This window comes from Bradyrhizobium sp. WSM4873 (assembly GCF_055811355.1).
The window spans coordinates 289,793-311,122 of sequence record NZ_JBVVPS010000002.1 but is presented as its reverse complement, the minus strand read 5'-3'; the positions used below and the strand labels follow the sequence as shown (position 1 = coordinate 311,122).

Here is a 21,330-nt window from a genome sequence, read left to right as displayed (position 1 = left end):
CCTCGACGATTCTCTCGTGACCACCATCCCATCATCCTGCTTGGCTGTGAGCCGTCAGATGACGAAGTCCGTTGGGTGAAGGGCCGCCGTGTGCACGCCGTCCAACGTGATCGTATCGTTGGCGGTGAGGTGGATCACGGCATCGCCGGCGCTATTGTCGCCGATGAGGCTGGAGACGGCTGCCCAGTCTGCGAAGCCGTAGTCATGCAGGTTGATCACGTCGTGTTCGGTGGTGGTGCTGCCGACAGCCTGGTTGCCTTGATTGAAGTCGTTGATGATGTTCTGGCCGGAGCCCGTGTTGAAGACGAACGTGTCGTTGTTCGGGCCGCCCCACAGGAGATCATTGCCGCCGCCACCGTTGAGGGTATCCGTGCCTCCGGTGATCGAGCCGGGTGAGGAAGGAGCGTAGCTCATCGCATCGCCCGCCAGGCGATCGGGGCTCGATCCCCCGGTGAGGCTGTCGTTCCCGCCGTGAGCATTGCCCGACATTGTGGGAGCGTCGCCGTACAACGTCGTGCTGAAAGCAGCTCGCTCGCCATCGACGACGGCGGTGAGGATATCGTTCCCGCCCTGGGCATTGTCGGACATGGACGTTGCCGAATCCCCCGACAGGCTTCCTCCTCCGAGCTGGGCGTCGCTGCTCGCCGCAAAGGTCAGGATGTCGTTTCCGCCGACCGCGTTGTCGGTCATGGCGCCAGTGGCATCGCCGCTGAGTGCGTCGCCGCCGCCATTTATCCCATAGTCCGTCGCGCTCAGCGTATCATTCCCACCGTGCGCATTGCCGCTCATGGCACCACCAGCGTCCCCGCTGAGCGATCCGAACGATCTCCATCCGGTCGACGCCGTCAGTGTGTCATTTCCGCCTCCCGCGTTGCCCGACATGTCACCTTGGACATCGCCATAGAGATAAACATTGGTGTAGAGCGAGCTGTGGGCATCGACATTGAGGGTGTCGTTGCCGCCTTGGGTGTTGTCCGCCATGGATTGGGCATCGCCAACGGCAACGGCATTATCCCAGCCGCCATCCACGCTCACCACGAGACTGTCGTTCCCTCCGTGCGAATTGCCATGCATGGCCGCCAGGTCTTCCCCAACGAGCGTCACGTTCGAGTTGAGACTCGATATGGCTGCCGTCAGCGCATCGTTGCCGCCCCAGTCGTCGGTTGCCAACCCGGGATCTCCGAGCACGGTCATGGATTGACCGAAGTCCGGCAGGGTGACTGCGATAGTGTCGTTTGGCAGTTGGTGCATGTCGCTTCACTCCGATTTCATTTCAGTCGCGGGGCCTGAAAGCAGCGGAGGTCTTTGCGAGACGCGCTGTGGCCGCGCTTGACGTTGAATCTGCTCGGAGTTGATGGCGGAGATTTGCTTCGGGTTGGATTTCATTGCGGCCGGAGGAACTTCGGCGCGGGTACGGAACTCGACCGACGTCAAGTCTACCGCGCGCGCCATCTTCGATGCGACCGTCCGCTACCACCATCCGGCCCACGCTGACGAGAAGGACGCCGATCTCTCGGCGCGTCTCAATGCGACGCCTGCGCTACGCGGGCTGAAGGCGTAAGCCAACTTCCTTCACGCGTTCCAAAGCCGTCACACCTGACGTGACCTGTCGCGGTTCTATCTCAGACCTTATGGGCAACGCTGCCATTGCCGAGCGAGCGCGGATGATGGGGCTTTTTTCGCGCACGTAAGGCGGCGTTGGCCGATGGCACGACCGACGGGCTTTCCGGATAGGTATTGACTTCAATTTCGACGACGTCCTTTGACCGCTTTCGAAGGCGGTAGAACGCAAGTTCCTGTTCGAGAACGGGGCAGTGGAATTGGATCGTCGCTGTGTCTGGCAGACGGCAGAGTTCATCGATGAGCTCGCCGACAGTGATGATCGGGGGATGATGGATGGCTTCGCGGATAGCCTTACTCATGGCGCAACTCCCTCGCTCCGCTACTAACCACGGCGCGACGGCATCAGTTCCAATCCTACCCGGCCACAGTATGATCTATCTAAAAGTGCGAGCCGCGCGCCAGCGCCCTAAAGCGCGGGTGTCAACCGCGAGCTGCGCAAGCGCAATATGCCGAACGGGTCTTCGCGCCCCGCGAGTTTGCGATAGGTCGCAAGGTCGTCAAGCGTCGGACCTTCCCCGCGTCTGACATTCGCGCCCGCAACCGTCGCAACCGGAATCGACGTGCCGAGGCCTGCGTAGAGATAGTTATCGCCGAACGCCTTCCTGAGCGCGGCAAAAGTCGGCTCACCGGTGCAATGTCCCGGGGCTACGCTGTCGACCTTGAACCTGTCCTTCAGGGCGGTCACGACTTTCGCGATAGCTTCGTCAGGTGCGACGACCAGATGAAATCCTCCCGCGACGAGATGAATCCTGGGATTGATAGCCGTCGCCGCTTCGACGATGCGCTCGATTCCGGGGTGCGAGCAACCGACCAGAAGGACCATGCCGTCGGCCGTGTTGACGGCCAAGGACAGCTCTTTGAGTTCTCTCGTCCCGGGTGCGTCGGAAATCAGCGAGATGAGTGTGATACCGGGAGCAATCTCGGTGGTCTGATCAATCAGTTCGAAGTTCGCGTGGGCCCACGCGTTGCCGAACTTCATCGTCGCGGGCGGGTTGCCTGCATAGTACCGCATCTCAGGCGGCAAGGCCTCGTCCTTGCGGTAGAAGCCGGACGGCAGAGACGAGCCGTAGATGCCAAATCCTTCCTTTGGCGCGTAGATCTTGACGGTTGGATTGATGCTCAGGAGGTAGGACAAGCCCGCCATGTGATCGGAGTGGCGGTGCGAAAGAACGACAAAGTCGAGGTCCGAGAGATCAACTCCCTTGGCCTTCACGTTCGCCGCGAAGATTTCGGGATCGTTACCCGTATCGAACAGGATGCGTTTTCCCGCGATTTCGACAAGGGCAGAGAAACCCCAGTCCTTTGTCATCGCCTCATCTGTGCCGAAGGCGTCATAGAGAATCGTGATCTGGTTTTTCGCCTCAGCTGCCGCGCTTTCGGTGAGCCCGGCCGCGAAAACGCTGAAGGCGATCAGTGCTGCAAGAAGACTGTCCCTGATGTTCATGAAAGCGTCTCCTGTTGTCGTGCAAGACATACAACGGGAACGAGGGCGGCTCTCGAGAGCCGTCCGAATTGGCTCTCGACGAAAGATCGGGGCCGGACACACATCCATTGGCCGCTTGGTGCTGGATGCGGTGCCTGTGGTGGATCCTAGCACAACCTGAGAGAGACTTGGAGACCTTCGTTGGGGGTGGCCAGTCGGGAACCAGTTATTCTGGTCGCAGCAAACGGCTCGCCGTCAGGCTCTAGATCTTGGTCAGCCCGCAAGTTGCCGCCAACCGCACAAGCTGCGCATCCGTGCGCGCGCCGGTCTTGGTCTTGATCAAATAGTGATAGTTCTGCACGGTCTTGACGCTGAGATTGAGGTGCGCCGCGATCTGTTCGGTGGTGGCGCCGCCGGCGAACTGGCGCAGGATCTCGATCTCGCGTTCGCCCAGTTGATCCAGCGCCGAGCCCGCCGACAGGCTGTCCTCGGCCAGGATGTGCGCGATGTCGTCGCTCATGGCGCGTTCGCCGCGCGCAACGCTGCGGATCGCCGACACGACCGCGGACGGCTCGCTGCTCTTGGTGACGAAGCCGCTGGCGCCCGCATTGAAGGCTGCCTTCACCAGCACGGCCTCGTTGTGCATGGTGAAAACGAGGATCCGCGCCCGCGGGCTGCGCGCGCGGATGTTGCGGATGGCTTCCAGTCCGCTCGCGCCGGGCATCGAGATATCAAGCACCACGACATCGGGATCGCGCGCCTTGAAGGCGCTGTAGGCGTCCGCGGCGTTGTCGGCTTCCGCAACGACATGCAGATCACCCTGGCTTTCCAGCACGCGCCGATAGCCTTGCCGCACGATCGGGTGGTCGTCGACCAGCAGCACGGAGATGCCTGTTGCCGTAATCTCGTTCATGCCGGCCTCACGCGGCGAGCGGGATGGTGGCGGCGACGCTGAGTCCGCCTCGGGCGGGCAGGATCGAGAATGAGCCGCCGGCCGCTGCGACGCGCTCGCGGATGCCGGTGAGGCCGAAACCGGCCGACTGCTTGACTCGTGCTGCGTCGCCGCCGCCATCGTCGTCGACACGGATCAGCAATGCATCGTCGTCGCCCGCGCGCCGTTCCACGCTGAGCGAAATCTCGCGTGCCGCGCCGTGGCGCAACGCGTTGGTCAGGCATTCCTGCGCGACGCGATAGGCGGTGGTCGCGGCCGGGCCGCTGATGTCGGTGAGGTCACCCTTGAGATCGAGCTGAATCGTCGGCCGCGCCGAGCTCTGCGAGCGCCAGCTATCCACCAAATTCACGAGGCTCGCCTCCAGTCCGAGCTCGGCGGGCAGGGGATTGCGCAGGCGCTTCAGCGCGTCGCGCAGCGAGGCCATCAGATGATGCGTGGCCTGCGAGATCATCCGCGCGTCCTGCGCGATATCGTTGTTCTTGTCTGCCTTCGTGCTCGCCGTCTCGATGGTGTTCGCGAAGGCGAGGATGGCCGAGAGATTTTGCCCGAACTCGTCGTGCAGCTCGCGGGCGAGCGCGCGGCGTTCGTCGTCGCGGATCTCGATCAGGCGCCGCGTCAGCGCCGCGCGTTGCTCGGTCGCTTCCTCCAACCGGCCGCCGAGCTGGCCGACGGCGCTGCCGATCATCGCCAGTTCCATCGAGCGGAAGCGCGGCAATTTCGTGCGATACTGACCGCGGGCCATGCGTTGCAAGGCGGTCACGATGGTGCGCGCCGGCGCCAGCGCATGCGCAATCGCGAGCGAAGCCAGGAGCGCGATCGCTGCCGCCATCAAAAGCGCGACGTCGATCACGTTGAGGATGTACTCCCAGGCGAGCGAGATGGCGGCCGTTTCATCCGGCGTCGCGACCACCGTTCCGGCGGTCGCCGCGCGGGGACTGACGGGCCGTATCACTTCGGCATGGCTGCCAAGGAAGGTCGGCACAATCGACGCGAACCAGCGCGGCGGCGTCTTGCCTAGCCCCTCGCTCTGGCCGCACAGCGGCTTTTCGAATGCGATGGCCGGTTGGAATTCGACGCAGACGCCGGGTGAGATCAGCTTCATCGTCTCCAGCGTGCGCCACTCCGGAACCGGCAGAAGCTGCTCGCGTGTTCTGCTGCTACGCAACAAGAATTCGTGCCAGTACAGGGCCTGAAGCGCCTGGGCGACCCGCTGCGCCGAGGCCGCAGTCGCCCGGTCGACGCTGCGATAGGCGTCGAACGTGGCCCAGATGGTCGCCGCGCCAAGGCAGAGCACGACGATGAGAAACAGACGGGCGACAAGCTGAAGCACAAGGCGCATGCGATCACCCCAAAGTTTGGTAAGGTCAGCCTAACAACGCCGCCGCGCCTTGCCAATTGCGAGGCACGGCAAGATGGCAGCTCGGGCAAATTTCCCAAGCCGGATTGGGCATGGCTCTTTGGACCGGGCGCGGCGGCTTTGATCTAATGGGCGGAATTCACGGCCAGGAGCGGTGCAGCATGAGTTCGATGACGATTGGGCCGATCGCGGGGCCTGCTGCCGACCCATCCGAGCGCAGCGCGCTCCTGTTCTGGATGATCTTCACCGGGCTTTCGGTCTTCGCCGTGGTGCTGCTGTGGCGGTTCGGCCTGATCCGCCTGATGCTGACCTCGGACCGGACCTACATTTCCAGCGTAATCGCGCTGCTCTATGTCGTAACTTGCGGTCACTGCTTCCTGCGTACGCGGGCCATTGCCCGTGAGGGCGCGGCAGCCCGGCGCTGCCGCGCGGTGCTTGCTGCGCCCGAGGGCGGCAGGGCGCTCGACGCCGGCGCAGCCGCGCTGCCACGCGGGCTGGTGCGAGACCACATCGAGAGCCTCGTGACCAAGGCCGCGGCGCAGGACTATCGCCCGGTGGACCAGACGCTATTGCTGCGCACGCTCGCCGACCGGCTGCGCGGCTCCAACGGCTTCGGCGCCTTTGTCTCGGACACGCTGATGAAGCTCGGCCTGCTCGGCACCATCGTCGGCTTCATCATCATGCTGGCGCCGATCGCGGGGCTGGATGCCGCCGACAAGGTCGCGATGCGATCCTCGATGGGGCTGATGAGCGACGGCATGGCGGTCGCGATGTACACGACTCTGGCGGGCCTGGTCGGTTCGATCCTGGTCCGCATCCAGTATTACATGCTGGATGCCGCGACCCAGAAGGTGTTCTCGGATGCGGTGGTGCTGACCGAGACCTATGTGACGCCGGTGCTGGAGCGCAAGGGTTCTGGAATCGCGCCATGATGGATGATTTCGGTCTCTATCCGCGCGAGGAGCCGTTCGATCCCCTGGGCGTGATGCTGTTCAAGGCGCTCCAGGTGATCGCTTTCCTGTTCTTCCTCGCGCTGCTCGCGGTCTCGCCGGACGCCAAGGACGGCAAGATCGATTCCAAGGCCGAGTTCATGATCACGCTGGACTGGCCCGATAGCCATCCCGACGATCTCGACCTGTTCGTCCAGGATCCCGTGGGCAACATCGCCTGGTATCGTCACCGCGAGGCCGGTTTCCTCACGCTCGACCGCGACGACCGCGGCGGAGCCAACGATTTCATCGTGGTCAACGGTAAGAAGATTGCCTCGCCGATCCGCGAGGAGATCGTCACGGTGCGCGGCATCGTTCCCGGCGAATATACCGTCAATGTCTCACATTTCGTGGCTACGACCGGCGAGCCTGTGACGGCCAATGTGAAGGTGCAAAAACTCAATCCGACGGCGCAGGTGATCTTCGACAACAAGTTCACGGTCGATCACACCGGCGACGAGAAGACCGCGGTGCGGTTCCGGCTCGACGCCGAAGGCAAGGTCGTCAATGTGGACCAGCGGCCGAAATCGCTGCTGGAGACGTTCCGCAGTGGCTGGCGCAACGGCGCCGATCTCGACCCGAACACCGGCGTGAGCAGGAATGCTGTGAGGGTGCGCCGTGACTAGCCTGCAGACGGTCATCCTCACCCTATCGATAGCCTACGCCGTGATCGGCGCGCTGCTGCTGGTCGTGCTCGTCTATGCGCGGCTGCACTGGTCGATCAAGGCCGTCGCGGTGGTCGTGACCAGCGCCTTCTATGTCGTCAGCTTCACGGAAATGCGCGGACTGCTCGGCTGGGCCAGCGCCGACCGGCTGCCGGCCTCCTTCAAACTGCTGAAGGCCCGCATCGTCGAGCCGCATTCGCTGGAGGGCGATCCCGGCTCGATCTATCTCTGGGTCGAGCAGCTCGACGAGGACAATCGGCCGAGCGGCATCCCGCGCGCCTTTCGTGTGCCCTACAATGACAGGCTGGCCGACAAGACCCATGCGGCGGAGAACGAGATCGCGCTGGGACATCCGCAAGGCGGCCGGGCCGCCGATTTCGGCGGCGGCGATGGCAGCCTCATCGACATGGTCAGGGAATATGTGACGCCCAGGACGATCCTGGAGACGAGCGGAGGCGATTCCTCGACCGGCGAATTCCTGGCCCCACCGGCCGGCGCGCAGGGCGCCGTGTTCACTCCGATTCCGCCGCCCCGGATGCCGCCGAAGGACGAGCAATAGGCTCTTCACCATCGCGACAGGGCAGCGCTGGCAAACCGCGCGCCGCTGGCGCATGTTCTTGACCTCCCTCAATTTGGCCTTATCGGCTCCCAATAAGGTTCGAGGGGTGGAGGGTGCGTGCTTCTCGCTGTCTTCTCGGATATCCACGGCAACCGGCAGGCGTTCGAGGCGTGCCTGAAAGTCGCGCGGGCACGTGGCGCCGAGCGCTTCATCCTGCTTGGCGACTTCGTCGGCTATGGCGCCGATCCGGAATGGGTGGTGGATACCGCGATGGAGCTCGTTGCCCAAGGCGCCGTCGCCGTGCGCGGCAATCATGACCAGGCGGTGAATTCCTCCGCCGAGACCATGAATGCCGAGGCGCAAATCGCGATCGAATGGACCCGCGGCCGGCTCGACACCGCGCAGCGGCGGTTCCTGGCGGAATTGCCGATGCTGGTGGAGGACGGCGATCGCCTGTTCGTGCATTCGGAAGCCTCCAGCCCCCGGAGCTGGCACTATGTCCGATCGACGGCGGACGCTGCCAAAAGCCTGATCGCGACGCCGGCTCATGTCACCTTCTGCGGCCACATCCACCGCCCGGCGATCTATTCAATGTCGGTGACGGCGAAGATGTCGGGACTCGTGCCCAAGACCGATGTCTCCGTACCGCTGTTGCGCGGGCGGCAATGGCTTGCGGTGCTCGGCTCGGTCGGCCAGCCCCGCGATAACGATCCATCCGCGGCTTTCGTGCTGTTCGACACCGTCTCATGCCTGATCACCTATTGCCGCGCGCCCTACGATGTCGAGACGGCCGCGAACCGGATCCGCGAGAACGGCCTGCCGCATTGGCTCGCCGACCGACTGTCGCAGGGGCGCTAGCGGCGATGCGGAAACCCCTCGTCAAATCGGGCGCAGAGATCGACGGCTACACCATCGGCGAATGCGTCCATGCCGGCGGCATGGCGACGCTGTGGACGGTCACCCACCCCGGCATCGACCTGCCGCTGCTGATGAAGATTCCGCGAGTGTCGGAGGGCGAGGACCCCGCGGCGATCGTCTCCTTCGAGATGGAGATGATGATCCTGCCGCGGCTAACCGGGCCGCACGTGCCCTCATGTTTCGGCACCGGCGATTTCGCCCACCAGGCCTATGTCGTCATCGAGCGCATCTCCGGGACCACGCTCTACAAGCGGTTGCCCGACCTGCCGTTGCCGTATGACGAGGCGCGGCAGCTCGTCGCCAGGATCGCGACGGGGCTCGCGGATTTGCACCGGCAGAACGTGATCCATCACGACATCAAGCCGAGCAGCATCATGTTCCGCGAGAGCGGCGAGGCGGTGCTGATCGACTATGGCCTGTCGCATCACAACCATCTGCCGGACCTGTTGCAGGAGGAATTCCGCCTGCCTTACGGCACCGCGCCCTATATGGCGCCGGAACGGTTGTCAGGGGTGCGCGATGATCCGCGCAGCGATCTGTTCTCGCTGGGCGTGCTGCTCTATTTCTTCACGACCGGCGAGCGGCCGTTCGGCGAGGGCGAGACGCTGCGTGCGATGCGGCGCCGGCTATGGCGCGATCCGCACCCGCCGCGCTCGCTTCGCGCCGACTATCCGCCCTGGCTCCAGGAGGTGGTGCTGCGATGCCTCGAGATCGAGCCGGTGCGGCGCTATCCGACCGCGTCCCAGCTCGCCTTCGATCTCACCCACCCGGACCAGGTCAGGCTCACCACACGCTCTGAGCGGCTGAAGCGCGATCCGCTCAGCGTCGCTTGGCGGCGCCGCTTCAACCCGGGCGTCATGCAGCCGCGCGCGAAATCGGATGTCGCAGCCCAGATCGCATCAAGCCCGATCCTCGCGGTCGCGCTCGATACGGCGGAAGGCGAGCCGGAGTTGAACGAGGCCTTGCGCATGACGACGGAACGCATTCTCGCCACGCTGCCCTCGGCGCGGCTCGCCTGTCTCAACGTGCTGAAGCTCAACCGCATCGCGATTGACAGGACGCTGGATGAGCAGGGCTCTAACAAGCATATCGATCGGTTGGTGGCGCTCAGACACTGGGCCACGCCGCTCAAGCTCGATGAAAGCCGGCTGTCGGCTCACGTGCTGGAAGCCGTCGATCCCGCGGCGGCCATTCTGGAATTTTGCGAGGTCAACCACGTCGACCACGTCATCATCGGCGCGCGGCAGGGCTCGTTCAGGCGCACGCTGCTCGGCAGCGTCTCGGCCAAGGTGGCCTCGGAAGCGGCCTGCACCGTCACCGTGGTACGGCCGCCGCGAATGGCTGCGGATGCGGGCGAGGAGGCCGGATAGGGCCGCGCTCTGGATCCTGGAGGTTCAGGCCGCGTGAGCGGTGTGGACGGAGCGCTTGCGGCGGATCGGCCAGGAGAATTGCGGGCCGGGCTCGCCGTGATCCGCGCTGCCGCCGAAGAACTGGATGATCTCGCGGCAGGGCTCACAGTTGAACAGGTTACGCGACGCGGACGCCTTGGTCATTTCCTTCAGGCAGTTCGGGCAATGCGGCTTCATGAGCTTGGTCCAGAAAAGAATTCAATGCCGGCGCGGTGACCGGAGCGGGTGATCCAGGTCCATCTCGGGCCCGGTGTCGTCGCGCATCTCGCCTTCGGTGCGTTCGAGCCGACCGAAGAAAAAATCGAGGTCAGGGTGCGGGCGCCGCGGGATGCGGCACCGGCGCTTCGGCTGACGTTTCACAAGCGCGATCTGCATGGGGTTAGGCCCGATACCAGTCGCGACGGGCGATGCGGGCCGAGCGTAGCGAGACCTTCACCGGTCCGGCCGATGGACCAAACACAACAAACGCACAAAAACCAAGCCACAACGCCACGCCAGTCCAAACCAGGGTCGTCGTCATGATGTGCTCCCGCGAAACAGGCAAGAATCACTAGCGGTGATTTGCGCGAATCAGGGAAGCCCGGAGGAGTACGGATCAAGGTTGCAAATTTAGGCATTGCGCGCCGCAACACCCGTAGAAGCCGCACGTCTGCGGAGCTGTGCGAGCCCTCAGATCGCCTCGCCACGTGCACCCGCGGCGGCGTTGCGGATTGCGGCGATGTTGGTCTTGTAGGCGTCCTGCGTGCCGCCCCTGAACACGGACGTGCCGGCGACGAAGGCGTTGGCCCCGGCTGCAGCCAGGGGACCTGCGACGTCGGCCCCGACGCCGCCATCGACCTCGATGTCGATCGGACGGCCCGCTGTCATGGCGCGGATGTCGCGGATCTTGCCGATCGCGGAGGGGATGAAGGCCTGGCCGCCGAAGCCGGGATTGACCGACATCACCAGCACGAGGTCGACCAGGTCCAGGACGTATTCGAGCGCGCTGATCGGCGTGCCCGGATTGAGCGAAACGCCGGCCTTCTTGCCGAGTGCGCGGATCGCCTGAAGCGAGCGGTGCAGATGGGGACCGGCCTCGGCATGCACGGTGATGTGGTCGCAGCCGGCTTTCGCGAAGGCCTCCAGATAGGGGTCACAGGGCGAGATCATCAGATGCGCGTCGAAGATCTTCTTGGTGTGCGGGCGCATCGCCTTGATGACGTCGGGGCCATACGAGATGTTGGGAACGAAGTGCCCGTCCATGACGTCGAGATGGATCCAGTCGGCTCCCGCGGCGTCCACGGCGCGCACCTCCTCGCCGAGCCTGGAGAAATCCGAGGCCAGGATCGAGGGCGCGATTGCCAGGGGGCGGGGAGCGAGGGCTTGGGTCATGGCGGTTTCCCGTGGCGGCCGTGAAAGATGGACTCGCCTAACATGGGCCTCTCAGCCGGGCAATGCAGGGGCGGCGTGCTTCCTGTGGGCGGAAATTTCTGCCGCGACCGGCATGAATTGCCGGTGTTCCCGGGCCGTGCAAAGTGCGGTGAAAGCGGATTTCATTGAGCTTTTTGCGCTGGCACGGCGCTTGCTGACGTCACCTGAACAGAACATTGGCCGCGGCATGCCGCATCGGTTGGAGTTGTGCAATGTTGTTCGCTCTTGGGGCCGTATCGAGCGCGCTCGACGCGATCCAGTCGCTGACGAATTCGAAATCATCCTCGTCGACGCAGAAGACGGGGTCCTCGCAAAAGCCGGCGACGAATCCGTTCGCGATCGACAACGGCAGCAACAGCACGACCGGCGCGACCTCGTCGGTCAATGTGGGCAAAACCCCGCAGATCTCGCCGGAGACGATGAACGCGCTGTTCGCCGCGCAGAGCCAATCCTCGGGCAGCACCAGCAGCGCCGCAAGCTCGACCTCGTCGAGTTCGACATCCTCGTCCTCGACGCGCCGCGACGCCGCTCTGAAGGATCTGTTCTCGCAGATCGATGGCGACGGCGACGGCAAGATCACCAAGTCGGAATTCGAGAATGCGCTCGGCGCCGGCGGCACCAACCTCGCGCAGGCGGACAACGTCTTCTCGAAGCTGGATTCGAATTCCGACGGCAGCGTCAGCCTCGATGAGATGTCGAAGGCGCTGAAGAGCGGCCATGTCGGCCACCATCACGCGCAAGGTGCGGGCGATGCCTCCGGCGGCGGTTCGGATTCCTCCTCCCAGGCCAAGGGCGGCTCGACCTCGACTTCGACGACCGGTGCCGACGGTTCGACCACCACCACCGTCACCTATGCCGACGGCTTCAAGATGTCGACGACGGTCCCGGGCGCCTCCAGCTCCCGTAATTCGGCGTACGATCTGTTCGCGCAGTTGATGCAGCGGCAAGGCGGGCAGGGACAAGGCGCCTCAGCGACCGTCGGTTCATCGACGTCGATGAGCGTGTAACCTTGCTCACGGCTAGCTTGCATATTCGTGAGTGATGTCACGGTAGACATACCGATCGCGGATCTCGTGGTTGAAGAACGTGCCCTTTGAGCGCGCGGCCTTGAATGCGGCGGCGACCTCGGGCGGGACGTCCTCGTAGACATAGAGCCGTCCGCTGACGAAAGTCACCTTCAGTTCGCGCGTCTCGGGCGCATAGCGGAAAAACCGGATCACGGAAGACGGCATGGCGGTGCACCTTGCTCCGCCAGGGTAACGCGCTGTCCGCCGTTTCGTTTCTAGCCGAACCGATCCTTCCACGCCGGAATTGCGCCGGCAAACGGCAGGGCCGTTGCATTGTAGACGCCGCGAGCGATCGCGCGTGCGACCACGTTGGCGGCGACTGTTCCAAGCTCGGTAAGGCCGACCAGCGGCTCGATCGGCTTCTCGCCCGTTGCGGCAGCGAACAGCACGTCGCCGTCGGTCGGCGCATGCACCGGATAGATCGCACGGGCAAACCCGGTATGCGCGATCATCGCAAGCCGCTTGGCCTGGGCCTTGGTCAGCATCGCGTCGGTGACGACGAGGCCGATCGTGGTGTTCTCACGCGCGCTCGCGGCGGGGCCGCCCTTGATGCGCATCGCCAGCATGTCCGGCGTGAACGCGGACGGCAGGCCGCGCCCGCCGAACTCGCCGTTCTCCTCGAACGGCGCAGCCCAGAACCAAGGCCCTTCGCCAACGGTTGTGCTGCCGACCGCGTTGACGACCATGATCGCGGCGACCTTGATACCATTGGCCAGGACCGCGGAGGCCGACCCCAGTCCCCCCTTGAAGGTCGCGGTGGTAGCACCGAGGCCGGCGCCGACACTGCCCAGTGCGAAATCGTCGCTGGCGGCCAACGCTGCGGCGTAGCCGAGATCGCGATAGGGCGCGAAGCGTCCCCAGGCCTTGTCGCCACCGTTGAGGAGGTCGAAAACGATCGCGCCGGGGACGATCGGAATCACCGCCTCGCGAATCCGGAAGCCGCGGCCTTGTTCGGCGAGCCAGGCCTGGATGCCGCCGCCGGCGTCGATTCCAAAGGCGGAGCCGCCGGACAGCGCAATCGCGTCAACGCGATCGACGGTGCTGGCGAGGTCGAGCAGCGCGTCTTCGCGCGTGCCGGGCCCGCCGCCGCGAACATCGATGGCCGCGACCGCGGGGGTGTCGAAGATGATCGCGGTCGTACCAGTGGCGACTTTCGCATCCTCGGCATGGCCGACGCGGACGCCGGCGATATCGGTGAGAAGGTTTTTCAAGGCGGCTCCGCAGGCTGAAAGGCGTTCGCTTCAGCGATATCGCAGGGATGCCGCAGGCTCAACTCGCCAGCGCGGTCCTCAGCATCTTGGCGAGCTCGGACTTGCGGTAGGGCTTCGCCAGCAGCAGCACGCCGGAATCGAGCCGCCCGTGATGGACGATGGCGTTCTCGGTGTAGCCCGAGGTGAACAGCGTCTTCAGGTCGGGGCGGCGGCGAGCCGCCTCGTCGGCGAGCTGGCGGCCATTCATGCTGCCCGGCATGATGACGTCCGTGAACAGCAGGTCGATGTCCTTGTCGGCGTCGATGATAACGAGGGCCTCGGCCGCGTTGCCGGCTTCGAGGGCTGCATAGCCGAGGCTCTTGATCTGGGTCACGACATATTGGCGCACCAGCGCGTCGTCCTCGACGATCAGGATTTTTTCGTGGCCGCCGGTGACGGGTGCGTTCTGGAGCGCCTCGAATTCGGTCTCCTGCACGCCGCTCGAACGCGGCAGGTAGATCTTCACGCTCGTGCCGTGGCCTTCCTCGCTGTAGATCTTGATGTGTCCGCCGGACTGCTTGACGAAGCCGAACACCATGCTGAGCCCGAGGCCGGTGCCCTTGCCGACCTCCTTGGTGGTGAAGAAGGGATCGAAAACCCGGTCGATCAACTCCGGCGGGATTCCGGAGCCGGTGTCGCTGACGGCGATCATGACGTAATTGCCAGCCACCACGTCGGGATTCATGCTGGCATAACCGTCGTCGAGGAAGATGTTGCGCGTCTCCAGCACCAGCGTGCCGCCGTCGGGCATGGCATCGCGCGCGTTCAGCGCGAGATTGAGGATCGCGGTGGAAAGCTGGCCCGGGTCGATCAGCGCCGGCCACGCATCCTCGGTGAGCTGCGGCATGATGGTGATCTGCTCGCCGAGCGTAGGATGCAGGAGCTTTGCGGCCTCGAGCGTCAATGCGTTGACGTCGATTTCGCGCGGCTGGAGCGGCTGCTTGCGGGCGAAGGCGAGCAGATGCTTGGTTAGTTGCGCGCCGCGCTCGGCGGCGTCGTCGATCAGCTTGGTAATGGCGGCGAGTTCAGGACGGTCAGCGACCGCGTCCGCCAGAATTCCGATCGTGCCGGTGATGACAGTCAGCACATTGTTGAAGTCGTGCGCGACACCGCCGGTCAATTGACCGATGGAATCCATCTTCTGGACGTGCCTGAACTGCGCCTCGGCGGCCTGCTTCTCGGTGAGGTCGCGGCCGATGAAGAAATGGCGCTTGACCGGCTCGGACCAGGTGCCCATCCAGTTCAGCGTGACCTCGTGACCGTCGTAGTGGTAGTAGCGCGCCTCGAAGCTGCGCTTGACCGCGCCACGCCGCGCCGCGCGCATCTCGTCGCGCGTCTTCTGGAGGTCATCGGGATGAATGAACTCGGTGGCGCTGTGCCCGATCATGTCGTCCGGACTCAGGCCCAGAATGGTCTTCACGCTGGGGCTGACCTGGATGAAATTGCCGAAACCGTCGGTGACCAGGATCAGGTCCTGCGAAGTCTCGAAGATCCGTTGCCGCTCCTCGACCTCGCGGCGCAGTTTTTCTCGTGCCTGCTTCTCTTCCGTGATGTCGTGGGCGATCTTGGAAGCGCCGATGATCTGTCCGTTGGCTGATTTCAGCGGAGAAACATTGAGGACGACGTCGACCCGCCGGCCGTCCTTTCGGATCCGGACCGTCTCGTGCTGGGCGATCGTTTCGTTGCCGCCGACCCGGTTCAGGATACCCCTGACCTCGGCCTTGCGATCCTCAGGCACGATGATGTCGATCGGCTGGCCGACGGCCTCCGCGGCGGCATAGCCGAACAGCTGTTCGGCGGCCTTGTTCCAGCCCGTGATGACACCGTCGAGCGTCTTCGTGATGATGGCGTCATTGGCGGATTCGACAACGGCGCCGTACAGGGCAAGGCGCTTGCCATAATAGTCGCGATCCAATGCCGACTGCTGGCGCAGCCTGCCGACGAGGCCCAGCGTATGCGCTTGGAGGCGGACATTTTCGATCAGGAGCACCGCAAGCACGAAGGTCGCCGCGCAGAGGCCGTAGACACGACCGCCGTAGAAGCCGAGATCGAAGCGCGCGACGTTGACGATCGCCGACAGCGCGATGTCGAACAGCCACGCGCACATCACAACCATGAGCCAGACATCGATGACCGAATGTGGACGGCGGAACCACAGCGAGACCAGCGCCGCGAAGCTCAAGGACCAGACAAAGGACACCACCCCGATCATGATCTGCGTGTAACGCCCATCGCGCAGCAGGACCGGAAGCAGGTCGTGCTGGGCAGTGACGATCCAGGTCAAGACGATCATGACCGCGACGACGCCGACCACGCTGGCGTAGATCGCCTTGCTTGCCGAGCCGGCGATCCGGGCGCCGCCGTCGGCCTCCTTCAGCCAGGCGTAGGCCAGCACGCAGAGCGGAAAGCCGCCGTGCCAGATCATGTAGAGCCAGACCGTGGTCTGCTGGTTGGCCCCCAGCAGCCCGGTCGGCGAAAAAAGTCCGGGGAAGGTGAGGGCATGGACTACGGCCGCGGCGGCGGTGAACAGATAGCCCGTCGCGAGCACGAGCAGCGCGCTGGTCCTGAGCACCGCAAACTGCGACAACAGCAGGACCGCGGTGACGATGTCCGCGACCACAAGGGCGGATTGATAGCTCGCGACAAAGGCCGGCACGGGGAGCAGCGGGAGACCTGCGAAGGGCACGGCCACTGCGAACAGGATCGACGAGACGCCGACGATCGCCAATGCTGCGGTGCGGTCTTTCGAGGTGGCCGGCAGCGTCGAAAGGAATGTGCTCCGATCGGTCGGCGCGGACACGTGAAGCTCTCGCAGATCCGTCTTGAGCATCTTTGCCAATCTCATTTGGCCCAATCAATTTCCGTCCATGGTAGCGGGTTCTGGGCACGCATCATGACAAAACCGGTCGCGACTCAACCGAAGGTTACAGCTTACTTAATTTTATAGGGAACGCGCACGGGGGATCGGGTAAGATGCGCTTTACTGGACGGTGCCATAATGCTCTCCCGCTGCTACGGGTTCCAGGTTTGAATCAGGCATTTTGAATTCAGGATCCGGGAGTTGTTCCCTATGCCCCGCGTTCTCATCATCGACGACCAGAAGGACGTCCGGGCGATGGTCGCGATTGTGCTGCGCGTCAACCGTTACGACGTCGTTGAGGCCGATAGCGGCGCAGCCGGGGTGAAAGCCTTCACCGAGGCCTGCTTCGACGCGGCAATCGTGGACATTTTCCTCGGCGATACCAGCGGCGTCGAGGTCATCACGACCCTGCGCGAGCTTGCACCGAGCCTCCCGGTCGTTGCCGTGTCGGGGATGACGGCGCTGGACTTCATGGAACAATCGCCCCACCTCGCCAACGTGGTCTGCCTGCAAAAGCCGTTTCGGCCGAACGATCTTCTTCAAGCCCTACGGAAGGCCCAAGCCGCGGCGGACGGCGCGCTGCCTGCAGCCGTCTGACCCTGACGCAGGAAGAAACGCCCCGGGCAAACCGGGGCGCGTTGATGATGGGATGAGGCCTTCAGGCCCCCCCGGCAACCGTGCTCAGGTTCCGTTGCCGCTGATCGCGGCGTAGCCGCCCTTGGCGTCCCATTTGTAGACGACGTAGTCGAGCTGCTTGATGTCGCCCTTGGCGTCATACTCGATCGGCCCGATCACGGTGTCCCACTTGCCGGCCTTGATGGCCGCCATGACCTTCTTTGCATCGGTGGTGCCGGCCTTCTTGGCCGCCTGCGACCAGACCTGCATCGCCGCGTAGGTGTAGAGCGTGTAGCCCTCGGGGTCGATGTTCTTGGCCTTGAAGGCCTCGACGATTTTCTTCGCGGTCGGCTTGTTGCGCGGATCGGGGCCGAAGGTGAACAGCGTGCCTTCGCCGGCCGGGCCGGTGATCGAGGCGTATTCCTTGTCGGCGAGCGCGTCGCCGGCCATCAGCACGGTCTTGAGGCCCTGGTCGCGCATCTGGCGCAGGATCAGGCCGCTCTCCTGATGGTAGCCCCCGACATAGACGAGATCGATGTTGTCGCGCTTCAGCCGCGAGACGATCGCGTTGAAGTCCTTGTCGCCCTTGTTGTAGGACTCGTACATCTTCTCGGTGACGCCAGCCTTGTTGAGCGCCTTCTTGGTCTCGTCCGCAAGACCCTTGCCGTAGGTGGTCTTGTCGTTGAGGATGGCGATGTTCTTGCCCTTGTAGTTCTTGGCGATGTACTGGGCGGCGACCAGGCCCTGCTGGTCGTCACGGCCGCAGACGCGCGCCACGTTCCACAGTCCGCTGTCGGTGAACTTCGGATTGGTGGAGGCGGGAGTAATCTGCAGCACGTTGCCGTCGGCATAGGCTTCCGAAGCCGGGATCGACGACGACGAGCAATAATGCCCGGCCACGAAGGGAATCTTCGCGCCGGCGATTTTCTCGGCGATCGAGCGCGCCTGCTTGGGATCGCAAGCGTCGTCCTCGACGGACAGCGCGAGCTTCTTGCCGTTGAGGCCGCCGGCGGCGTTGATGTCGGCTACGGCCATCTCGGCGCCGTTCTTCATCTGGCGGCCGAAAGCGGACTCGCCGCCGGTCATCGGACCTGCGACTGCGACGGTGACATCCTGCGCGAATGCCGCGCTCGACAGCGCGATCGACGCGCCGAATGCCAGACCGATGAGCTTCAGTGATTTCATGAGATACCTCGAGGGTGGTCGCCTGTGGGAGTTACCGGGCAGGCCCGGTTCAAACCGGCGCCATTCTTGAATGAATTCGAGGAGAAGTCACCGGCAAAATACGGGCATGGGCAGAGATATCTCGCCACATTCGGCAGCATGGGTTCGCCTTGGGCGGCCTCAACCGTGCCGGCCGCCTTCCAGGTAGGCGGCGCGAATCTCGGGGCGCTGCAACAACTCGGCACCGGTCCCGGCCAGCGTGATCAGGCCATTGACCATGACATAGCCCCGATGGGCGAGCTTGAGCGCATGGTTGGCGTTCTGCTCGACGATCAGCACGGTCAGGCCGTCCTGCCGGTTCAGAGTGCGGATCGCATCGAAAATCTGGCGCGCGATCAGCGGCGCCAGACCGAGCGAGGGTTCATCGAGCAGGAGCAGGCGAGGACGGCTCATCAAGGCGCGACCGATGGCCAGCATCTGCTGCTCGCCGCCGGACAGGGTTCCGCCACGCTGGGCGTAGCGTTCCTTCAGCCGCGGAAACAGCGTGAACACGCGTTGTAGCGTCGCCTCGCGTTCGGCGTCGGTGCATTCGGTGGCGTCCGCCCCCATCTGGAGATTTTCCGCCACGCTCATGCGCGGGAAGATGCGGCGGCCTTCCGGCGATTGCGCGATGCGCAAATGCGCGATCTCGTGGGTGGGCACTTCGGTGATGTCACGGCCTTCGTACAGGATCTGGCCGGCGCGGGCGCGCGGCTTGCCGAAGATCGTCATCATCAGCGTCGACTTGCCGGCACCGTTGGCGCCGATCAGCGCCACGATCTCGCCGGCATTGATCGCGAGATCGACGCCCTTCAGCGCCTCGATCTTGCCGTAGGCGGCGCGAAGGCCGCGGATCGCGAGCAAGGCAGTGGGCGACGTCACGACCCGCCCTCCATCACGGCCGCCGCCTCTTCCTCATCGGTGCCGAGATAGGCGGCGATCACCTTTGGGTCGTCGCGAACCTCGCGCGGGGAGCCTTCAGAGATCTTCACACCGTGGTCCATCACAACGATGTGGTCGGAGATCTCCATCACCACAGACATGTCGTGCTCGATCAGCAGGATCGAGGTGCCAAGTTCGTTGCGGATCGACAGCAGCAGCTCGCTCAGGGCGGCACTCTCGCGCGCATTGAGGCCGGCGGCGGGTTCGTCCAGGCACAAGAGCGCGGGCTCGGTGCACATCGCGCGTGCGATCTCGAGTCGTCGCTGGTCGCCATAGGCAAAATTACCGGCGGCATCGTCGGCGCGATCGAGCAAATTGACCCGCTTGAGCCAGTCGGTGGCGAGATCGATCGCGCGCTTCTCGGCGTCGCGGTAGACAGGCGCACCAATGAGCCCGAGCAAGGTGAAGCCGGAGGCGCGCATCAGCGCGTTGTGCTGCGCCACCATCAGGTTTTCCAGCGCGGTCATGCCGGGAAAAAGGCGGATGTTCTGGAAGGTGCGGGCGACCTTGGCCTGCTTGGCGATGCGGAAATCGTTCAGCCGCTCCAGCGCGATCACCTTGCCGTCGTCATGGCTGAGGCGGATGGCGCCGTCGCTCGGCTTGTAGAACCCGGTGATGCAGTTGAACACCGTCGTCTTACCGGCGCCGTTGGGTCCGATCAGCGCGGTGATCTTGTTCCGCTCGGCAGCAAACGACAGCTCCTGCACCGCGACGATGCCGCCGAAGCGCATGGTGAGCCGGTCGACCTCGAGAATCTGGTCGCGGCTCATCCGTGCCCCTCCTTGACGAGGTCGGATGAGATCGCGTGGGCCTTGGTCAGGTACACGGTCGGCGCGCGATGGCCGATCAGGCCGCGCGGCCGCCAGATCATGATCAGCACCATGGCCATGCCGAACACCAGCATGCGATAGCTCTCGAGGCTCCGGAACAGTTCGAAACCACCGATCATGGCGAGCGCTGCGAGCGCGACGCCAAGCTGCGAGCCCATGCCGCCAAGCACGACGATGGCGAGCACCAGCGCCGATTCCTGGAAAGTGAAGGATTCCGGACTGATGAAGCCCTGGCGGGTCGCGAAGAACGCGCCGGCAAAGCCGCCGAACATCGCACCGGTGGCGAATGCCGTGAGCTTGGTGGTCGTGGTGTTGATGCCGAGCGCGCGGCAGGCGACCTCGTCCTCACGCAGGGCTTCCCAGGCGCGGCCGATGGGCAGGCGGCGCAGCCGGATCGTCACCCAGTTGGTGAGCAGCGCGAGCGCCAGGATCAGGTAGAACAGGAAGACGATGCGGTGGGTCGGCGAATATTCGATGCCGAGCCTGGCGGCGAGCCCGTTGTCGCTATTGTCGAGCGGGATGCCGAAGAAGGAGGGGCGGGGAATGCTGGAGACGCCGTTGGGACCGCCGGTCAGATCCTGCCAGTTGATGATGACGAGGCGGATGATCTCGCCGAAGGCGAGCGTCACGATCGCGAGGTAGTCGCCGCGCAGGCGCAGCACGGGGAAGCCGAGCAGGACGCCCCAGAAGGCGGCGAGGACACCCGCCAGTGGCAGGCAGATCCAGAATGACCAGCCGAAATTGGTCGCAAGCAGCGCGTAGGAATAGGCGCCGACCGCATAGAAGGCGACGTAGCCGAGATCGAGCAGGCCGGCGAGGCCAACCACGACGTTCAATCCCCAGCCCAGCATCACATAGGTGAGCACGAGAATTGCGAGGTCGAGGATGTAGCGCTGGTCATAGAAGATCACGGGCACCAGCAGCGTGAAGATCAGGAGCGCCGGTGCGAGATAGCGGCCGAGGAACGACATTCCGCTCTGCAGCGCCGGGGGCACCAGCTTCTCAGCGCCGGTCGGACCAATCCATTGCTTGAGCAGCTCGAGCACGATCGAGCCGCCGAATACCGCGGCGACGAGGGAGGCGACCTCGCCGAAGCGCGTCCAATAGGTGAGCTGACCGTCGGAACCGGCTTCGGTGCGGACGCCCACCATCAGCGAGAACAGCACCAGCGCGATCAGCGCGTTGACGAAGGCGGTCTTCAGGAGAGCGGGGATGCCCGATGCAGCTTTGGCCGTATTGATCGAGGGAGTTTTCACGC

General features: G+C 64.3%; 24 protein-coding genes. 8 read left to right on the top strand and 16 right to left on the bottom strand.

Translation table 11 applies throughout. The features are described from left to right. Positions 1-54 precede the first annotated feature (54 nt). Positions 55-1,251: a hypothetical protein gene (locus AC0L21_RS05595; RefSeq protein ID WP_473259033.1), complete on the bottom strand. Its 1,197-nt coding sequence runs from the start codon at positions 1,249-1,251 to the stop codon at positions 55-57. Positions 1,252-1,354: 103 nt separating this feature from the next. On the opposite strand from AC0L21_RS05595, the gene AC0L21_RS05590 reads away from it, so the two are divergent. Then, on the top strand, positions 1,355-1,561 hold the full coding sequence (locus AC0L21_RS05590; RefSeq protein WP_473259032.1) for a hypothetical protein: 207 nt from the start codon (positions 1,355-1,357) through the stop codon (positions 1,559-1,561). Between the two features lie 61 nt (positions 1,562-1,622). Here the strand turns inward: AC0L21_RS05590 and AC0L21_RS05585 are convergent, their stop codons facing one another. The 4 genes from AC0L21_RS05585 to AC0L21_RS05570 form a co-directional block, all read right to left on the bottom strand. Next, positions 1,623-1,922 (bottom strand): hypothetical protein, encoded by a 300-nt coding sequence (locus AC0L21_RS05585; RefSeq protein WP_473259030.1) that lies wholly within the window; start codon positions 1,920-1,922, stop codon positions 1,623-1,625. Between the two features lie 107 nt (positions 1,923-2,029). After that, a complete protein-coding gene (locus AC0L21_RS05580) occupies positions 2,030-3,067 on the bottom strand; it encodes an MBL fold metallo-hydrolase (protein WP_473259028.1) in 1,038 nt (345 codons plus the stop codon). 241 nt (positions 3,068-3,308) lie between these two features. Beyond that, positions 3,309-3,959, bottom strand: a complete 651-nt coding sequence (locus AC0L21_RS05575) for a response regulator (RefSeq protein ID WP_473259026.1) — start codon at positions 3,957-3,959, stop codon at positions 3,309-3,311. Between the two features lie 7 nt (positions 3,960-3,966). Then, positions 3,967-5,337, bottom strand: coding sequence for a sensor histidine kinase (locus tag AC0L21_RS05570; protein ID WP_473259024.1), 1,371 nt, complete (start codon positions 5,335-5,337; stop codon positions 3,967-3,969). A 179-nt stretch (positions 5,338-5,516) separates the two neighbouring features. Here AC0L21_RS05570 and AC0L21_RS05565 point away from each other — a divergent pair, with 179 nt between their 5' ends. From AC0L21_RS05565 to AC0L21_RS05545, 5 genes are all read left to right on the top strand, one after another. Next, positions 5,517-6,287, top strand: a complete 771-nt coding sequence (locus tag AC0L21_RS05565; RefSeq protein WP_473259022.1) for a MotA/TolQ/ExbB proton channel family protein — start codon at positions 5,517-5,519, stop codon at positions 6,285-6,287. Then, positions 6,284-6,970: a hypothetical protein gene (locus AC0L21_RS05560; RefSeq protein WP_007612052.1), complete on the top strand. Its 687-nt coding sequence runs from the start codon at positions 6,284-6,286 to the stop codon at positions 6,968-6,970. Before AC0L21_RS05565 ends, AC0L21_RS05560 begins: the two co-directional genes overlap by 4 nt. Beyond that, positions 6,963-7,568 (top strand): hypothetical protein, encoded by a 606-nt coding sequence (locus tag AC0L21_RS05555; RefSeq protein ID WP_473259020.1) that lies wholly within the window; start codon positions 6,963-6,965, stop codon positions 7,566-7,568. The genes AC0L21_RS05560 and AC0L21_RS05555 overlap by 8 nt, the downstream gene beginning before the upstream one ends. A 117-nt stretch (positions 7,569-7,685) precedes the next feature. Further along, complete coding sequence (locus tag AC0L21_RS05550; protein ID WP_473259018.1) at positions 7,686-8,426, top strand: metallophosphoesterase family protein; 741 nt, start codon at positions 7,686-7,688, stop codon at positions 8,424-8,426. 5 nt (positions 8,427-8,431) lie between these two features. Continuing rightward, positions 8,432-9,856, top strand: coding sequence for a protein kinase domain-containing protein (locus tag AC0L21_RS05545; RefSeq protein ID WP_473259016.1), 1,425 nt, complete (start codon positions 8,432-8,434; stop codon positions 9,854-9,856). A gap of 24 nt (positions 9,857-9,880) precedes the next feature. On the opposite strand, the gene AC0L21_RS05540 is transcribed toward AC0L21_RS05545, so the two are convergent. The 4 genes from AC0L21_RS05540 to rpe all read right to left on the bottom strand — a co-directional run bounded on the left by AC0L21_RS05540 (position 9,881) and on the right by rpe (position 11,266). Then, complete coding sequence (locus AC0L21_RS05540; RefSeq protein WP_007602380.1) at positions 9,881-10,072, bottom strand: hypothetical protein; 192 nt, start codon at positions 10,070-10,072, stop codon at positions 9,881-9,883. Positions 10,073-10,093: 21 nt separating this feature from the next. After that, complete coding sequence (locus AC0L21_RS05535) at positions 10,094-10,270, bottom strand: hypothetical protein (RefSeq protein ID WP_162847283.1); 177 nt, start codon at positions 10,268-10,270, stop codon at positions 10,094-10,096. 4 nt (positions 10,271-10,274) lie between these two features. After that, a complete protein-coding gene (locus AC0L21_RS05530; protein WP_007612044.1) occupies positions 10,275-10,415 on the bottom strand; it encodes a hypothetical protein in 141 nt (46 codons plus the stop codon). Positions 10,416-10,564: 149 nt separating this feature from the next. Further along, the gene (gene rpe / locus AC0L21_RS05525; protein ID WP_473259014.1) at positions 10,565-11,266 is read right to left on the bottom strand and encodes a ribulose-phosphate 3-epimerase; all 702 of its coding nucleotides are present in this window, start codon (positions 11,264-11,266) and stop codon (positions 10,565-10,567) included. Between the two features lie 251 nt (positions 11,267-11,517). On the opposite strand from rpe, the gene AC0L21_RS05520 reads away from it, so the two are divergent. Beyond that, entirely contained in the window at positions 11,518-12,312 is a 795-nt protein-coding gene (locus AC0L21_RS05520) for an EF-hand domain-containing protein (RefSeq protein ID WP_473259012.1), read from the top strand. A 12-nt stretch (positions 12,313-12,324) separates the two neighbouring features. Here AC0L21_RS05520 and AC0L21_RS05515 read toward each other — a convergent pair whose 3' ends face one another. Genes AC0L21_RS05515 through AC0L21_RS05505 form a run of 3 tightly spaced genes read right to left on the bottom strand, consistent with a single transcriptional unit; the run spans position 12,325 to position 16,452 of the window. After that, entirely contained in the window at positions 12,325-12,537 is a 213-nt protein-coding gene (locus tag AC0L21_RS05515; RefSeq protein WP_473259010.1) for a KTSC domain-containing protein, read from the bottom strand. Positions 12,538-12,587: 50 nt separating this feature from the next. Continuing rightward, positions 12,588-13,583 carry a P1 family peptidase gene (locus tag AC0L21_RS05510; RefSeq protein WP_473259008.1) on the bottom strand — a complete coding sequence of 332 codons (996 nt, stop codon included), beginning with the start codon at positions 13,581-13,583 and terminating at the stop codon, positions 12,588-12,590. Between the two features lie 58 nt (positions 13,584-13,641). Next, complete coding sequence (locus AC0L21_RS05505) at positions 13,642-16,452, bottom strand: PAS domain S-box protein (RefSeq protein WP_473259006.1); 2,811 nt, start codon at positions 16,450-16,452, stop codon at positions 13,642-13,644. 240 nt (positions 16,453-16,692) lie between these two features. On the opposite strand from AC0L21_RS05505, the gene AC0L21_RS05500 reads away from it, so the two are divergent. Next, positions 16,693-17,079: a response regulator gene (locus AC0L21_RS05500; RefSeq protein ID WP_473259004.1), complete on the top strand. Its 387-nt coding sequence runs from the start codon at positions 16,693-16,695 to the stop codon at positions 17,077-17,079. A gap of 84 nt (positions 17,080-17,163) precedes the next feature. On the opposite strand, the gene AC0L21_RS05495 is transcribed toward AC0L21_RS05500, so the two are convergent. The 4 genes from AC0L21_RS05495 to livM all read right to left on the bottom strand — a co-directional run bounded on the left by AC0L21_RS05495 (position 17,164) and on the right by livM (position 21,328). Beyond that, positions 17,164-18,282, bottom strand: a complete 1,119-nt coding sequence (locus tag AC0L21_RS05495) for a branched-chain amino acid ABC transporter substrate-binding protein (RefSeq protein ID WP_007602405.1) — start codon at positions 18,280-18,282, stop codon at positions 17,164-17,166. A 159-nt stretch (positions 18,283-18,441) separates the two neighbouring features. Then, a complete protein-coding gene (locus AC0L21_RS05490; RefSeq protein ID WP_473259002.1) occupies positions 18,442-19,182 on the bottom strand; it encodes an ABC transporter ATP-binding protein in 741 nt (246 codons plus the stop codon). Next, positions 19,179-20,012, bottom strand: a complete 834-nt coding sequence (locus AC0L21_RS05485) for an ABC transporter ATP-binding protein (protein ID WP_473258998.1) — start codon at positions 20,010-20,012, stop codon at positions 19,179-19,181. The genes AC0L21_RS05490 and AC0L21_RS05485 overlap by 4 nt, the downstream gene beginning before the upstream one ends. Further along, positions 20,009-21,328, bottom strand: a complete 1,320-nt coding sequence (gene livM / locus AC0L21_RS05480; protein WP_473258996.1) for a high-affinity branched-chain amino acid ABC transporter permease LivM — start codon at positions 21,326-21,328, stop codon at positions 20,009-20,011. The genes AC0L21_RS05485 and livM overlap by 4 nt, the downstream gene beginning before the upstream one ends. Positions 21,329-21,330 lie beyond the last annotated feature (2 nt).